The 16,380-nt window shown below is 37.5% G+C and carries 14 protein-coding genes and 1 pseudogene; 2 read left to right on the top strand and 13 right to left on the bottom strand.

The genetic code is table 11. The features are described from left to right. Positions 1-180: 180 nt before the first annotated feature. The 13 genes and pseudogenes from JCM9152_RS19895 to JCM9152_RS19840 form a co-directional block, all read right to left on the bottom strand. Positions 181-604: pseudogene (locus JCM9152_RS19895) on the bottom strand (cell wall hydrolase). A gap of 77 nt (positions 605-681) precedes the next feature. Next, positions 682-1,764 (bottom strand): Ger(x)C family spore germination protein, encoded by a 1,083-nt coding sequence (locus JCM9152_RS19890; RefSeq protein ID WP_035347340.1) that lies wholly within the window; start codon positions 1,762-1,764, stop codon positions 682-684. Next, complete coding sequence (locus tag JCM9152_RS19885; RefSeq protein WP_035347338.1) at positions 1,757-2,839, bottom strand: GerAB/ArcD/ProY family transporter; 1,083 nt, start codon at positions 2,837-2,839, stop codon at positions 1,757-1,759. The genes JCM9152_RS19890 and JCM9152_RS19885 overlap by 8 nt, the downstream gene beginning before the upstream one ends. 19 nt (positions 2,840-2,858) lie before the next feature. Beyond that, positions 2,859-4,223, bottom strand: a complete 1,365-nt coding sequence (locus JCM9152_RS19880; RefSeq protein ID WP_052016228.1) for a spore germination protein — start codon at positions 4,221-4,223, stop codon at positions 2,859-2,861. 287 nt (positions 4,224-4,510) lie between these two features. Further along, complete coding sequence (gene rlmH, locus JCM9152_RS19875) at positions 4,511-4,948, bottom strand: 23S rRNA (pseudouridine(1915)-N(3))-methyltransferase RlmH (RefSeq protein WP_235715781.1); 438 nt, start codon at positions 4,946-4,948, stop codon at positions 4,511-4,513. A 105-nt stretch (positions 4,949-5,053) separates the two neighbouring features. Then, on the bottom strand, positions 5,054-5,209 hold the full coding sequence (locus JCM9152_RS22180; protein ID WP_081728158.1) for a CxxH/CxxC protein: 156 nt from the start codon (positions 5,207-5,209) through the stop codon (positions 5,054-5,056). A 195-nt stretch (positions 5,210-5,404) separates the two neighbouring features. Next, positions 5,405-6,634, bottom strand: a complete 1,230-nt coding sequence (locus JCM9152_RS19870; protein ID WP_035347335.1) for a S1C family serine protease — start codon at positions 6,632-6,634, stop codon at positions 5,405-5,407. Between the two features lie 504 nt (positions 6,635-7,138). After that, positions 7,139-7,936 (bottom strand): MBL fold metallo-hydrolase, encoded by a 798-nt coding sequence (locus tag JCM9152_RS19865; protein ID WP_035347333.1) that lies wholly within the window; start codon positions 7,934-7,936, stop codon positions 7,139-7,141. 32 nt (positions 7,937-7,968) lie between these two features. Next, positions 7,969-8,739, bottom strand: coding sequence for a two-component system regulatory protein YycI (locus JCM9152_RS19860; RefSeq protein WP_035347332.1), 771 nt, complete (start codon positions 8,737-8,739; stop codon positions 7,969-7,971). After that, positions 8,720-10,108, bottom strand: coding sequence for a YycH family regulatory protein (locus JCM9152_RS19855; RefSeq protein ID WP_035347331.1), 1,389 nt, complete (start codon positions 10,106-10,108; stop codon positions 8,720-8,722). Before JCM9152_RS19855 ends, JCM9152_RS19860 begins: the two co-directional genes overlap by 20 nt. Beyond that, positions 10,105-11,919 carry a cell wall metabolism sensor histidine kinase WalK gene (gene walK, locus JCM9152_RS19850; protein ID WP_035347330.1) on the bottom strand — a complete coding sequence of 605 codons (1,815 nt, stop codon included), beginning with the start codon at positions 11,917-11,919 and terminating at the stop codon, positions 10,105-10,107. The genes JCM9152_RS19855 and walK overlap by 4 nt, the downstream gene beginning before the upstream one ends. Then, on the bottom strand, positions 11,920-12,624 hold the full coding sequence (yycF, locus tag JCM9152_RS19845) for a response regulator YycF (protein ID WP_035347344.1): 705 nt from the start codon (positions 12,622-12,624) through the stop codon (positions 11,920-11,922). Between the two features lie 300 nt (positions 12,625-12,924). Next, positions 12,925-14,391, bottom strand: a complete 1,467-nt coding sequence (locus JCM9152_RS19840; protein WP_052016226.1) for a M23 family metallopeptidase — start codon at positions 14,389-14,391, stop codon at positions 12,925-12,927. Positions 14,392-14,836: 445 nt separating this feature from the next. Between JCM9152_RS19840 and JCM9152_RS19835 the strand changes: the two genes are divergently transcribed. Together JCM9152_RS19835 and JCM9152_RS19830 are read left to right on the top strand one after the other, a co-directional pair. Then, complete coding sequence (locus JCM9152_RS19835) at positions 14,837-15,439, top strand: TetR/AcrR family transcriptional regulator (protein WP_035347328.1); 603 nt, start codon at positions 14,837-14,839, stop codon at positions 15,437-15,439. A gap of 68 nt (positions 15,440-15,507) precedes the next feature. Then, on the top strand, positions 15,508-16,110 hold the full coding sequence (locus JCM9152_RS19830; RefSeq protein WP_035347324.1) for a GNAT family N-acetyltransferase: 603 nt from the start codon (positions 15,508-15,510) through the stop codon (positions 16,108-16,110). The last annotated feature ends 270 nt before the right edge of the window (positions 16,111-16,380 follow it).

The following is a 16,380-nucleotide window of genomic DNA, read 5'->3' as shown; positions in this document are numbered from 1 at the left end:
CTACAATTTTTTACATCTATAATTTCCATTATATATTAATTTAAATTTTATTTAATAATATCATCTGGACAAAAAATTCATTTACACAAAGAGTAGAAAAATAAACAAAAGAAACTTAAGCAAGCTTAAGTTTCTTTTGTTTATAGTTTTTTACAATTTTCTTAGAGATTATTGTTATATTCAATAAACCCTATATACATCTGGACATTCGGATTCAACAGGTGAGTAGAAGCAATGAAGTTTATATCGGCCACTGTTCCACTGATTCCACCACTGGGCAGGGCAAGTGCCATTCAAACCATAGTGCTCGTTCTGCTGGATGATGTCTTTCACCATTAATTATTCGTTCTGCTAATCTGATTTCTTTTTCTCTTGCCCTTTGATAAAAGTATGGATGGTGTACGGCTTCAAATCCTCCAGGGGACTGCCAAACCATTCGTTCTACAGAATTAATATCAACAAAATCTAAACACCTTACTCGTACTCTATTTACACAAACATTGGCGACTAATAACATTCCTTGCTCCCCTTCACCTTCTGCTTCCGCACGGATAAGTCTTGCTAGAAGTCTTTTATCATTATAACTTGCCTTTATTACAGCCATGATGCCCTCCTTTGCATAAACTAAGTCATACTTAAATACTATTCATTAAAGCCATGATAAATACTCAGCAAGTTTTTTTATTTAACCATCCCGGTATCAATTATTTTAACGGTAACACTAGGGGTAACATTCACCCTGTCAATTGTCTTGGGCCAGTCCAAGTTTTTCCATGTTTGATAATCCATTTTTTGTTTTATATACTTTCCTAAACCGAGGTTATCTATTTGATGTTCCTTCATAGTTTCCAATATATCTCGTATTTGATTTTCAATATTTTCTTGAATGTAATTCTCTAATGCTTCTATTTCTTTTTCATTAGTGATGTCTTTATTTCCTTGGTATTCCAGTAAGAAGCCTTTAAAATCAATGGACAACTTCACATCTATTTCTTCTTTATCTCCTAGTGTAACATCTATACTTCTTTTATTCGTTAAAAAACTAAATAATACTTTTTCTTCTTCGTTTTTAATTAATAAATCACCTTCTTTAAACTCTCCAGTTAGTAAAAAAAAGATTCTTGCTTGTATGGCTGGTATGGTTGTTTTTAACTGGTCACCACTAAATAACCCTATTCCGTCCGACATTATTCCGTCTTCCGATTGTAAAATAATAGGAGCAATAGGATCAATAGCATCGTCTAGGTAATCTTTTGCAAATTTATGTATATCCATTTCAGGAATTGTATTTAACCTTGCTTCTTTTTTTAGAAGATTTTCGATTACAGTGTCAACCATTTTATATTCTGGATAGTCCTTTGATAATAATTGTTTTGGATTGCTTTTTACTATTGACAGTTTTTCTGTAGGTCTTAAAACAGGGTCTCGATAAAATGTGTCAATTAAATCCCATACTCCCTTTTCTGCTAGTTTCTCTCCAATTAAAATACTTCGAACTTGCCCGAAAACTAAATTTTTATCTGTTTTTTTACTTAAAAATATTCTTGATTCCTTCGTAGTTTCAACCACTGTAGTGATTGTCTGTTGTTTTAGGGTTTCTGCTACTGGTAGAGATATTGTCACTTCAAGTTTCCCTGAATTTTCTCCTTCTTCAATTAACTCATAACCTATTGTATGAATAAACCCTAACTCTTCTACAATTTTTTGGTCCCTACACCCCGGTAGTAACAACAATATTAGAATAATTAGTAAGATTCTAGACATGTTTTCTCCTTCTTTTTAAAAATATAATTGTCAATACTAACAGTGGTAAGAAAATGGATATTAGTATTTGAACTTTTGCTAATAAAAATAACAAAGAAGTAAGTTCATTTTTGGTGACAAATGGTAATGTCACTAAGTATCCAACTACCAATAATACAAAAGCACTACGTTGAGCACTCCACTTAACAACTCTTTTAAACGTAACTAAACTAATCCATATATACATCGTTATAGTAATTATTAACTTCAAATAAAATAATATAAAAAATACGGAGTCCAATCGTTCAATAAAGTCAAATTCTATATACTGCAATAAATTTATTACGGGATAAACTTGATAATTTAATTGTTGGAAACTATTAAACCCGTAACAAAAAATTGTTACACTCAAATATAGTAATGTGGTATACAGGTGCCCCAAAAACACGTATTTAAAAACCTTTTTCTCTTTTTTTATGTAAGGAAACAGGAATAGTGTTACTTCAAACCCTAGAAATGCTGTATATACCTCTATCATGCCTCCATAAAAGTCATTATGTTCATTAAAAACAAAGGTAGAAAATTGCAAAAAAGAGAAATCGGGAACAAAATAAATTAAAAGGAATATCATTGGTGCTGATAAGAAGAAAAACAATGTAGAGACGTGAGCAATTGTTACGATTCCACTTGTCACAAGGTAGTACGTAAGAATTAATGTTAACAGTACAAACCATTGTAAATTTGTTTGTGGAAAGTATAAAAACTTCATAACATGTACATATTGTTTTGCAACTGTAATGGAAAGAACGGACCAAAATATACTCAAACAAAGATACAAAGGTTTGGCAATAATATTCACCTTTGAAAAAGAAGTCTCGATTGTTTGAAAAATTGAACTTCCTTTATTAAAATAATAAATTCCAGCAATTAATCCAATTTGAATCATAGCAAAAACTGAAATGGGTATAATCATTAACCAACCATTATATCCAAAATAATTGGCTATCATGTTAGGTAACATAAAGAGCACTATACCTGTTTGAGTCATATAAGTAATAAAAAAGAGATAGAACGGTTTCAATTTTTCAGTTTGCATATAAGGCTCCCTCCTTCACCTATTTCCTAAAAAACTGATAAGGAGCACGAATGATGGTATCTTTTATATCCTTCAAAGATAGTGGGGATATAGGCTTTAAATAATACTCCCCTAAATTCTTTAACCTGCAGAGGTGAATCACTATAATAGTAAATCCAAAAATGATCCCAAAAAACCCAAAAATGGATGCAAGAATAATAAAGAAAAATCGAGTAATTCTTAAAGATGCTGTCATTATGATATGTGGTACTACAAAAGATGATATGGCAGATACAGAAACTACAATAATTAGAACATTGCTTGTAAAACCAGCCTCTACTGCCGCGGTACCAATTACTATTCCCCCAACTATGCCAATTGTTTGTCCAATTTTAGAAGGCAGTCTTGCTCCTGCTTCTCTTAACAATTCAATAATACCTTCAATAATTAATGCCTCAATTACTGGATTAAATGGTACTTTACTTCTTGATTGAATATACTCATGAAGTAATTGAACAGGGATAATCTCATAATGAAACATTGACACTGCTACATATAAAGCGGAAGCGAATAATGTTATAAATAGTGCAGCAAATCTTAATAACCTAGATAAAGTACCAAGTAACCACCGTTGATTATAATCATCTGGCGATTGAAAGAATTCAAAGAAATTTGTTGGGGTTGATAATGAGTAGGGACTGCCATCCATTAAACAAAGAACTCTGCCCTCAAGTAACTTAGATGTCGAGACATCTGGTCTCTCCGTCGTAAAATACTGCGGAAAAACAGATAACGGCTTCTTGTCTAAATACTGTATAATTTGATTTAAGTCATTAACTCCTTTTGTATCAATGTTATTGATCTTTTCTTGCAATCCTTTAACTAATATAGGAGAAGTAACCCCCTCAATATATAACAAATACATTTTCGTTTGTGTGATGGTACCTATGTTATAACTAAGAACTTTTAAATAGTCTGATTTAATCCTTCTCCTAATCATAGACAAGTTAGTTCCAATATCTTCTATAAAGGCTTCTTTGGATCCTACAATTACTGTTTCAATTTCTGCTGGAGTAACACTTCTTGTTTTAGGAACATAAATATCCACTGCATACGCAAGTGAATTTTGGTATATTATTAATGCTTTTCCTTCAAGTACTCCCTTAACCATTAAATTAATATCTTCTTCTTGTTGATATTGTTTTCTTCTTAATATAATTTTTACTTCCTCATCATTTGTATTTGAAAAAGGTTGTAAAATGTTATTTTTCAACTCTTCTTCCCCTACTAGATGACCAAAATATAATACCTCAATTTTCAACTCTGGAAATGTCCTAATTACTAAGTCATCACAATAATCTAATCGATCTTTGACATGTACAGATAAGTTTTTATTTATGTACATAATATCCTCTCAAAATGTTAGTTTACAGTTAGCATTACAAAATTATGGTATTGTTATTCATAATTATTTATGTTGGTTATAGTAAACATGTTATTACAAAGATTGACCAAATAATCTTTTGTTAATTGTAAAACAAAAAAGACAAGTTATTTAACCTGTCTCTCAATAAGCACTAAGAATAAAATATATACCTTTTGTTAACAACATTGAGTAAACTTATTCATAATACTATAATAGGGTTTTCAATATTTCATTTTCCAATGTTATCTCGACCCTCCGCTTTACCACTATTTATGGTACGGTTCCCCCCGCACGATCCGAAACGCCCGATACACCTGCTCCACCAACACCAACCTCATCAACTGATGCGGAAACGTCATCTTCGAAAATGACAGCGCTTCATTCGCGCGTTTCATAACTTCATCACTTAAGCCAAGTGATCCACCGATGATGAAGGTGATCTTGCTTTTGCCATAGGTCGCAAGCTTATCAAGATTTTCGGCGAGTTGTTCAGATGTGAGCATCTTGCCTTCGATCGCGAGGGCGATGACGTGGGCGTCTGGATGGGTCTTGGCGAGGATGCGTTCGCCTTCTTTTTGTTTGACCTGCTGCATTTCGGTTTCGCTTAATTGTTCAGGGGCTTTTTCGTCGGGGACTTCGATGATGTCGATTTTGGCGTAGGAGCGAGGCGTTTTTCGTATTCGGCGATGCCTTGCTTTAAATATTTTTCTTTGAGCTTCCCGACTGTGATAATCGAGATATTCACATTGTTCACAACCTTTTTATTATTTGTCCACAGGTTTTATCCACATATCAACATGTGGATTTGCTTATTTTATCGTGTAAATCGGTTCGTTTTTGCAAAAACTACATGTTGTGGACAGTTTTTCGTTCTGTTCGATTTTGTCGACGATTGGCGGATGCTCTGTTTCATCGACTACTATATCTAGTGCTAGTTCAATATGTTCTTCACACGCGTAATACATCAAGGCAACATCCTTTCACATTTTTTCATTATATCATACCCACAATTCGCTTGTGGATGAATTCTATTTATTCAACCTCGAAGCACTTTGCGTTTAGCTTGGAATGATGCGACCCTTGAATCAAACACTTATCTCCATAAAGAAAAGCTATCCACAAGAGGATGACCTCTCATAAATAGCTTCTCTTATCTATAATTAAAAGCTTTGCTGTTCGCTAAGCTGTACATTGACCTCTCGACGTTCGCCGTCGCGGTAAATCGTGACGACAATTTCTTCTCCGATGTTCGTTTCTGTGTATAAATATTTACGGAGATCATGACCGTCGTTGATTTCCTCACCTTCAATTTCAACAATCACGTCATATTCCTGGAAGTCTGCTCGATCGGCTGGGCTTCCTGGTGAAATACTCGTAATGACAACACCAGCTGTAACGCGTTCTGGTAGGTTTAATGTTTCTTGCCAATGATAGCTCGCAATTTCGCTTAATGAGCGAATACCGACACCCAATTGCGGACGTTGTACTTCACCTAAACGCTCAAGATCCTCAATAACAGGAATCGCTATTTCTGTTGGGATCGCAAAGCCAATTCCTTCTACGGCACTCTGAGCGATTTTCATCGAATTAATCCCAATCACTTGACCTTCAATATTAATCAGTGCTCCACCACTATTACCAGGATTAATCGCTGCATCGGTTTGCATGACCTCCGCATACCAATCAACTTGACCATTTCCAGTTAAATCAACCGGAATGCTTCGTTCTGTTGCACTAATAATTCCTTGCGTCACCGTACTAGAGAATCGGAGACCGAGTGGGTTTCCAATCGCAATCGCTGGTTCACCGACACGTAGCAAGCGTGAATCTCCAAACTCAGCAACCGTATCAACGTCGCTCCCATCTATTTCAAGGACGGCTAGATCGGTAATGACATCACTCCCTAATAGCTCTGCTGGGACTCGCGTGCCATCCGTTAAGCTCACTTCAATTTCTCGTGCATTTTCTATCACATGGTGGTTGGTCACGACAAAGGCTCGATCTCCTGCTTTCTTATAAATCACTCCTGAGCCCGTACCCTCCTCAGTAGATCCTTGCTCAAAGAAGCTCGCCTGTCTCGTATCAACGATAATACCGACGACCGCATCTGAAACCTTGTCAACCGCATTCGTCACATCTGAATTAACATCGACATTCACGGTCCGCAACGAATCGTCAGCTTGCTCTCCACTCTCTATCAATCCCGATTGTTCATCAGCCGAATCTAGGAATGAAAGATATCCGACATTCGCTAGAGTTGGAATCGCTAATAAGACAATAAGTCCACCAACGACCGCACCAAAAAAAGCCATCAACAACGAACTGCCACGCTTAGGTGCTGGCGGCTTTTGGCGTTGCATCTCCGTTACGTGATCATCATAATACCCCATAATCAACTAACCCCTTTCAACTTTATTCTATTATTTCCTATAGCAGGCTCACCTGCTTTAGACAAAAAACACCTTATACTTATTATTATAAGGAGGTGTGAATAAAATACTAGAACTTCGCTTACTTTTAGGATATTTTTGACGGTTGTTTCATATTTACCATATAAATATGAGTCATTGTGTAACTGGTTATGTACAGACACCATATTAAGTGGAACGTCATTCCGCTATTTGCTCCAACATGACCATTTTAAACACGTTTTGGCATTTTCGTTCCTTTATTCAGCGATTTGAGCTTCGACCCTTTTTGCCTTTTTACAAATTAACGGCATACGGATTCCTCTTCATTCTCCTATTAGGCATATTCTTTGTTTTAGCGGCATGAGGATCCGAATTCATATAGACTCGTTGTTATCCATCTATTCCCTTTACGATATATATAAAACGCCTGATACAAGACAAATTCTCATATCAGCCTGCTACTCTCCCTCATTTAAAAACCATCTATGAAACAACCGCAAGCGGCGTCGGCTTATGCGGGTCAGTATCGTAAAGCTCAAATTGCTCGCCAACCGCCATTCCTTGCTCCTTTAACACTTGCTCGACCGAAAGACGGGCTAAATCCTTCATATTGTTATCTAAGCTTAAGTGCGCAAGGTAAATGCGCTTCGTATTATCGCGTATAACATCAGATAAGGCAAGAGCCGCATCCTCATTCGATACGTGACCGACATCACTTAATATACGTCTTTTCACACTCCACGGATACTTGCCCATTCTCAGCATATTCATATCGTGATTTGATTCAAAGATGAACATATCTGCGCCTTCAATCGTCCCTTTAATTCGTTCACTAACATAGCCCATATCCGTTGCAAGCACAAGCTTCTTGCCGCCATGATGAAAAGCAAAGAACATCGGCTCAGCCGCATCGTGTGACACCGCAAATGACTCGACATCCAGATCACCGAAGCTCTTCACTTCGCCTGTATGGAAGATGAATTTTTGCTCTGTTGCGATTTGGCCAAGCTGAGAATCCATTGCCTGCCATGTTTTTTCGTTTGCATAGATTGGGAGCTTATGCTTCCTCGCGAAAATCCCGACTCCTTTTATATGATCACTATGCTCGTGACTCACAACGATTCCATTCAATTCCTTTGGATCACGCCCAATTGTCGTAAAGAGCTCGTCCATCTTCTTTCCACTTAAGCCAGCATCGATTAACAAACGCTCTGTTTCGGTTTCCACATAAACAGCATTGCCTGTACTACCACTAGCTAGAACACTAAAGCGTAACGTCATCCAATCTTCCTTTCTCCTTTTGTTCCCCTCTATTACGTCAGATGCTGTACGGAGCTATTAATCGCATGAACTAAATAGATTTCCTCTTCAACCGTTACTCTCCACATTGGAGCAAACACTTGAACGTCACCAGCTGGACTAAAAAAGCTATAATAGCCAAACTGAACATCTGTAATCGTATCGTTCATTCCAATTAGCTGATCACTCCATAGCTTTTCAATCGCCTTTAAGCTCGAGAGCATCTCTGGTTCATTATCTGGCTGTTCTTCAAATTCAAAATAACGCTGTTCATATGATACCACTTCACGATCATCATTTAAATACAGCCTTAACGGCTCATCATCGAATGTATAGGCTGTATAATCCTCGTAAGCCTGGTATAAATATAATGATTGAGTCTCCGATTCATACCCACCAAAGCGATAATCCATACCGTTAAACACATAAGAAGATAAGAACTGAATTAAATCCTCAAAGAACTGCTCCTCCGAGAGGAAGAAAGGCTCCTCTAAAACCGATTGAATCGCATGCTCCTCTCCCATTTCAATTAATTGACCATTTGTGATGAGTTCATCCTCTTCAAATGGAACGTGCTTTCCAACGATTAATGGGCTTAAGATTTCCACCTCAGGAAGCTCGACATCAATGGTAACATTGTTTTCACTAAGCATTTCTTGAATCGTCACTTCTTTAATTAAGCTCATTTGATTCGCATTATTCGTTTCAACGAGCTGCCATGTTAAGTACACATTCAGGAGCAGAAACGTCACTATGAAAATCGTTTTAGTTCGATTCCAATCCATCGTCGTCACCTGCTCCTTCCTCTTCTTCATCAAGTGTTTGCCCTTGGCTCACTGCCTCGACCTGGCTTGTCTCAATTCGTTGCCAACGATTGCCGTATAACACATACCAATGGGGCTCCAACGTAACAAATGTCGGATTACGCATTTCCATTTCATAGCCGAGGCTCACCTTTGCGATTCGTTGACGTTCATAGTAGTCATCCTGCTGTAACGAGCGAACGACATCTTCACCAGAAGGCAACTCAACTCTTTGCGTTGTATTTAATGGAACTGAATCAAGGTCAAATAACGGCCTTGAGTAAGCAACTATTTGATTCCCAGACCTCGTTGCTGACAGCTTCATTAAATCTTGGCCATCAATACTAAAGACAGGGAGTCCGTTCATATGTAAACGGAACTCAACCTCTTCTCGATTATTTAGCCTCATCCAATTAGTAAGTATATAATCATCTGTCCAGCCGCCATGCCCATTAATAAATTCATATCCAGCCTGGGCTACATGCTTCGACAGCTCCTGAACCTCAGAGAACATCGGATTACCATACTCCATAAACGTGCCATTATGACGAAGGTTAATCATTCGATTTCCGTCTGTATACGAATCCTCACCGTCTGACTGCTGGTAATACTTCACCGCACTCGGATCGGTAAATAACGATTGTCTAAATAAATCAATTGAAATCGGTGACGCTCCATAAGACAGCGTATCAACCATCATCGGCTCGGTCGTCACATACACATGCTCCGTCATTAATGACGATTGTGCTCGCTCCTCCTCTAAAGAACGTACTGTAACGTATTCATCACGATTTTGAATAAATAATCGCTCAAATTCACCAACCGATATATTCGATTTCAACGAGCCGACTCTGCGCTCATCACTAGAATAAAATTGCATATACACTTGATCGTGTACATCATGAATATAAAGAAAAGCCCGATCAATTTCCGATATCGGTGTTTGATAATCATCCTCTAATGTTAACATAGCGAAGAACATTTCCGCTGGTATCGAGGTAGGAAATACGAGCTCAATTCCCCCTCGCTCTGTCATAAGCGGATACGGCTCAGTCATAAATACGTGATCAGCCTCATAATTAGCCTGACTCACCTTTTCTAATAATGCGTAAAAATCCTCACGATCCCGCGGAATCAGCGCTTTCTCACCATCAGCATGCACGACGATTTGATCAGGTCGAATCACTTCCTGTAAGCTCCGCTCTTCCCCAATTAGTTCATTGGATACATAACGTGATGACACATCTAGTAACGCAATGTCAGGCTGATACGTGTACAAACTCCAAGATAGAATGACACTCATACCGATAAGAATAATTAATATGGCGGATTTAATATGCTCCTTGTTCATGATTTTGCCCCCTTACTCGCATAAGGCAAAGTAATAAATATCGTCGTCCCTTTTCCATATTCACTCTGCGCCCAAATGTGTCCACCATGCGCTTGAATGAGTTCCTTAGCAATGGCCAATCCAAGCCCTGTGCCACCAACACTTCTTGCTCGTGCTTTATCGACACGGTAGAAGCGTTCAAAGATTTTTGTCTGACTTTCCCGGGGAATACCCATTCCTTGGTCAGAAATACTCAATCGAATATTCTTTCCTTGCAGTAACAAGCGGATTTTCACTGTCCCACCCTCAGGTGAATACTTCATCGCATTCGAAATAATATTATCTAATACTTGTGTCATTTTATCACGATCAATTTTTGCATAAATTGACTTTTTATTTAGCTTTCGATGAAAGTCGATGTTTTTATCTGATGCAATCATTTCAAAGCGTTCAATCGTCTCATCCAAATACCGATTCATTTCAACCGTCTCTAGATTCAACTGATAATCATCACTATCAATTTTCGAAAGCTGTAGTAAGTCCTTCACGAGTCGAATCATTCGATCGGTTTCATTTTGAGTCACATTTAAAAAACGGGGGGCAATCTCTGGATCTGCCAACGCTCCATCCTCTAATGCCTCCAAATAGCTTTTCATCGTTGTTAATGGTGTTCGTAGCTCATGAGACACATTTGCTACAAACTCACGTCGATCCTGTTCGATCTTTTCTTCTTCCGTTACATCATGTAAGACAATAATTAAGCCATTGACAGGCCCGTTTTCTTCTTGAATAACAGAGAAATTAGCTTCTAACAAAAACGCTTCCTCATCATAGCTAAAATCAAGTAAGATCGAATCAACCTGCTCATATAAATCCTCAACGGTCAGTTCCTCTAAATGAAGAAGTTCAACAATCGATTTTCCGACAGCCTGCTCACTCGTAACCGACAACAGCTCCTCTGCACGCTTGTTCATTAAAATGATATTCCCGTCTTGATCGGTCGACATCACGCCATCTGTCATATGGGTTAAAACCGATTTAAGCCGCTTCTGCTCACGATCACGAGTTACGGTCGCATCACGTAGCTTCATCGTTAGATCATTAAAGGACATCGCCAGCTGCCCAATTTCATCACCACTATAAACGGAAACCTGATTCGTAAAATCACCACGCCCCATACGAAGGGCTTGTCTTCGCATATCAATAATCGGTGCAGTAATCGTTCGTGCTAATAAAATAAATAAAACAATCGAGATAACGGTCGCAATGAACACACCACTAATGAGAATCGTCGTAATTTGTCTTGTTTGATCATAAATCTCTTCAATGGAGGCTTCAATATAAAGAGCGCCAACTGTATCTTCTTCGATGTTAATTGGTACGGTAAACACGCGAACACGCTGCCCATTGCTAGGATCCCGAAGCAAGGCTTCATCTGGTGTCCCAAGTAAAGCGCGCTTCACACGAACCTCTGTAGTCTGCTGTCCGACAATTTGTCGATTAGCTAAATTCGATGTACTTATGACAACCTTATTTTGATCAATGACTTGTACTTCCGCATGCTCAATCGAGAAAATATCACGCAGCAGTACATTAATATTGGAAATAAGCTCTGATCGCTCCTCATGCTGACTTTCCATTTCCTGTGCAATATTGTACGCAAGTAAATTAGCACGTTCATCGAGCATCTCATAATGATTCTCTAACATTTGACTTTCAAGCTGATTGGTGAAATAGACACCTACTACTTGCATAGCAACGAAAATAATTAAGACGTAAATAATAATGAGCTTAAACTGGATTGACTTAAAAAAGCCGACCTTCTCATTCATTTACGATTGCTCCTCTGACGGAGAAGCGAGGTAATAGCCGACACCACGTCTTGTCATAATCCAAATGGGGTAGCTCGGATTATCCTCAACCTTTTCACGTAAGCGGCGAACCGTTACATCCACTGTACGAACATCCCCAAAATAATCATACCCCCACACTGCTTGTAGCAAATGCTCCCGAGTCATCACTTGATCAAGATGCTTCGCTAAATAATGAATCAATTCAAATTCACGATGTGTTAAATCAATCGTCTCGCCGCGCCGCTTCACTAAATAAGAATCTGGATAAATCGACAGCTCACCAATCGACATTTCCTTATGTGTTGGCGTCTCCTCATTTGACTTGTGCCGGCGTAGATTAGCCTTCACGCGCGCCAGCAGCTCTCTCGTACTAAATGGCTTAGTCACATAATCATCTGCTCCAAGCTCCAAGCCAAGCACCTTATCAATTTCTGAATCCTTTGCCGTCAACATGATGATCGGAATATCATAATCTTTCCGCACCTCACGACAAACATCCATACCATCTTTATAAGGCAGCATAATATCTAACAAAATCAAATCAGGATTCTCTTCTTTTACAAGTTTAATCGCTTCTAAACCATCATAAGCACAAAGAACGTCAAACCCTTCCTTCTCTAAATTAAATTTCAAAATATCTGCTATTGGCTTTTCATCGTCTACTACTAAAATTCGTTTATCCATCTGCATTCTCTCCGATCTCTTAACAATTTCGTTCATCTATGTCTTATCGTAATCTTTTCTTATTTGTAACGTGCTGAACCGACTCGCTTCTCACTTCCAAAATTTTATACTTTTCCCCACTATTCTAATCGATAATAGGCTTACTAGTAATACTTCTCTACCTTTTACTTTATCTCCTTCCTTCCTAACAAGCAAATCAAAAAGGGAAGACAAATTCTTCCTCATGCTCCACTCCTATTTTTTAGAAAAAGAAAAGGCAAGTTAAAAGTATTCTTCTCTTTTAACCCGCCTTTTCTTCAATTAACGATTCAAATAATCCATTGGATCACGTAGGTTTCCATCTTCATACACTTCAAAATGTAAGTGAATGCCTGTAGAGTTCCCGGTTTGACCCATGACTCCGATTTTCTGTCCCTTCGAAACGGTTTGACCGACACTTACATCAATCGAATCAAGATGTGCATACATCGTTTCAACGCCATTGTTATGATCAATACGAACGACATTCCCGTATCCACCTTGACTACTCGCTTGAGTCACTGTTCCGTTATCCGCAGCTAAAATATCATAGTTACTCGGACGAGCAATATCAATTCCTCGGTGGAAACGACCCCAACGATTCCCTTGATAACTAGAGATGTATCCTCCAACGGCTGGCCAGCCTAGCTGACCTGACCCACGAGATGGTGTTTCCTTCGTACCTTTAACAACGATACGATTAACAGGCTCCTCTGTTATTTCCTCAGAAAGCACATCACGCTTCATTAATGAGCCATTTCTTTCTGTAATTTCGTACTCAATTAATTGTATACCCTCTTTACCTTCTTGAGTGACCTCTTGTTCACCCTTCCACATTGAATCGTCTTCCTTCACTTCTGTTTCATACGGAATCGACTCTTCGGTTAAACGAACTTGTACAGTGACGACATCTAATACTGATTCATAGGCTGTCACATTCATTTCGTCACCAATTTGAATTAAGCTATCCTCATCAAGACCTTCATTCAAGCTTAGAAATTCCTTTAATGTTAAATCATGATCATTGGCAATACTGCCTAACACATCACCCTCTTGAACCTCGTAAACCTTCTCTTCAAGTACGCCTTTTTTCAATAAAGTTAAAGCATCCTTTAAGGAAAGCACATCATTCGGTTCAACTGTGGCTTCTTCTAATTCGACCTCTTTATTAAAGTCAATGTCAGTGTACATACGTTCATCGACTTCTAAATCGCTTGTGTCCATTTCTTCTTCCTCTAATACGTCTAAAAACGCTTCATAATCCTCTTTAGAAACATATTGAATGATATATTCCTTTAAAAGCTCATCCGCTTCTTCCTCAGAAGCAACATAAACAGCCGGCTCTCCCTCTACGACAACCGCTATCGCACTAGCTTCTACTGTCAAATCCTCTTCTAATACGCCTGTCACTTTCTTATTCTGACTACGTGTATGGAAAACAAACTCTGGAATCACTTCAAGCTCTTCTTTAATATGTAAAGATACTTCTAAATCCTCTGATTTACCTTCTTCTAGCTTCTCTTGCACAATCGTTTCAACTACTTCTTCATCATTAACAAAACCAATATGTTTATCATCAACGTAAACGTGGTATATCGTTTGTATGGAAAGTGATTCTTCCGCCTTAACTGTAGTTGCTCCGACCAAAAGATACATCATCATGAATACACATAACAATGAGGTTAAAAGTAAACCACTTATGCTCTTTGAATAGCACTTATGTATTAAACTATCCTCAACTTCACTCATGCCAAACCTCCTATTAAACATATAAAATTAAAATGTAAGCGCCTATCATGTATGTCAAAAGTTCTATATTTAAGACAAGTTTCGATAACCTCTATTATTCTAGCATAAACTTCGCCTATTTTCATAAAAATATTTAAATGTTAAAAGAATGTAATATAACTGTAAGATAAGAAAAACGCGATAGCGCCTTTTCTTAAAAGCGTTGTGCGGAGCCGTTACGAGTGAAACCAACGCCTCCTTCGAATCCACCGACACCTTCCTCGAATTCTCCCCTAACTTCCTTCTGCGACATTTTTAACTTATGTTCAGCCATCGGGCCATTTGTAATAGAGAAATTCAATTATTTAATTAAAGGGGGCTTGAATTTAAAGTTATCTTGTTCTACAATTAATAAAATGAACGGTCAGTTAATAAAGTATCATTAACAAATAAAGGAGAAGAATTTATGGCTCGGCCAAGAGGGCAAGGCGAAAAAACGAAGGAACTAATTGCTGAAAAGGCAAAAATGATATTCGAAAAAAAAGGTTACGCTGGAACTTCAATGGAAGATATTCGTGAGTTTAGTAAGATAAGCAAAGGGAGCATCTATTATCACTTTAAAAGCAAAGAAGAGTTATTCCTATATACAGTAGAAAAAACTTCAGAGGTTTGGAGAATAAAATGGGCAGATCATGCGAATAAGGTAGAAACTTCAACAGAGAAACTTTACCTGCTTGCAAAATACTATGCTTCGGACATGCAAAATCCTCTATCACATACAGTTCCAGAATATATGGCCACTGAGAATATCGACAAAATGATGGGAAATAAGATATTTGACTTAATAAAACCAGAATATGAAATTTTTTATCAAATTATAAACGAAGGTATCTGCCGTAAAGAATTTAAAAATAATCAATCACCTGATGATTTAGCTTATATTTTATACAGTACACTCACAGGTTTAAGCATTACACAATTTTTTGGCTATTCTGATAAACAATTTCTAATGCTGTATGAGAATGCAATAGATATCTTTCTAAAAGGAATATCCAATACTACCCCTTAAAATAGAAGGGGTTTTAAAAGAAATATTAATAAAACGGACGGTCAGTTAACTATTAAGGAGGAATTTAAATGAAAAGTTATGAAATTAAAGTAAGACCGATGAGAGGGTTTAAAGAAGATGTATCTCGTGAGGTTGCAGCCGTTTTTGTTGATGGATACGAGAAAGAATTAACGTTTCTCTCAAACAATCGAGAAACGTTAATTGAAGCGTTTGGGAAAATGATCTGTCCAGATGTTTTTTACTTTGCCACTTTAGAAGGGGATATTGTTGGAATTCTGGCTTGTTCCGATAACCAGAATCGAGCATTGACAATTGACAAAACCATTTTGAGACACTCATTTGGCTATGTGAAAGGGAGTATCGCTTATCATTTTATGAAAGATGAGTTTAATAAAAAATTGTCTTACCAAGATGATACAGGTTATATTGAATGCGTTGCTACCACAGTTAAAGCGAGAGGTAAAGGTGTTTCAACTGCTCTGATGAATTACGTATTAGAGTATGAGGATTATTATCGTTATATTCTAGAGGTTGTGGATACAAATGAGGTTGCTTATCGATTATATAAGAAATTCGGTTTTACAGAGTTCGAGCGAAAAAAGGAACGTTTTTCAAAAATGAAAGGCTTTAAGCATAGAATTTATATGGATTTGTATGTCTCCAATAAGTAAGCAGTAGGAATTAAAATATGATATCTAACAAATTACTTGGGATACAGCGTCGATAAACAATTTTATTTGGCAAATTGAACGAATAGTAGAAACTACTCATTAGAAGTGTTTTAATGAAAACCTTCAAGGCTGTATTATACGGTACTATCAATTGACATAAAGTAATAGACTACATCATAACAGGAAATGATGTGTCTATTTTTCCACTATAAAATCCGAATACTTAAAAAACACAAAAAATCCGCATGAATTCTCACACGGATTTGAAAG

Origin of the sequence: Halalkalibacter hemicellulosilyticusJCM 9152 (assembly GCF_000513115.1) — a bacterium.
Taxonomy (GTDB): domain Bacteria; phylum Bacillota; class Bacilli; order Bacillales; family Bacillaceae_D; genus Halalkalibacter; species Halalkalibacter hemicellulosilyticus.
The sequence above is the reverse complement of the archived record's forward strand: the minus strand, read 5'-3'. Positions and strand labels throughout refer to the sequence as shown.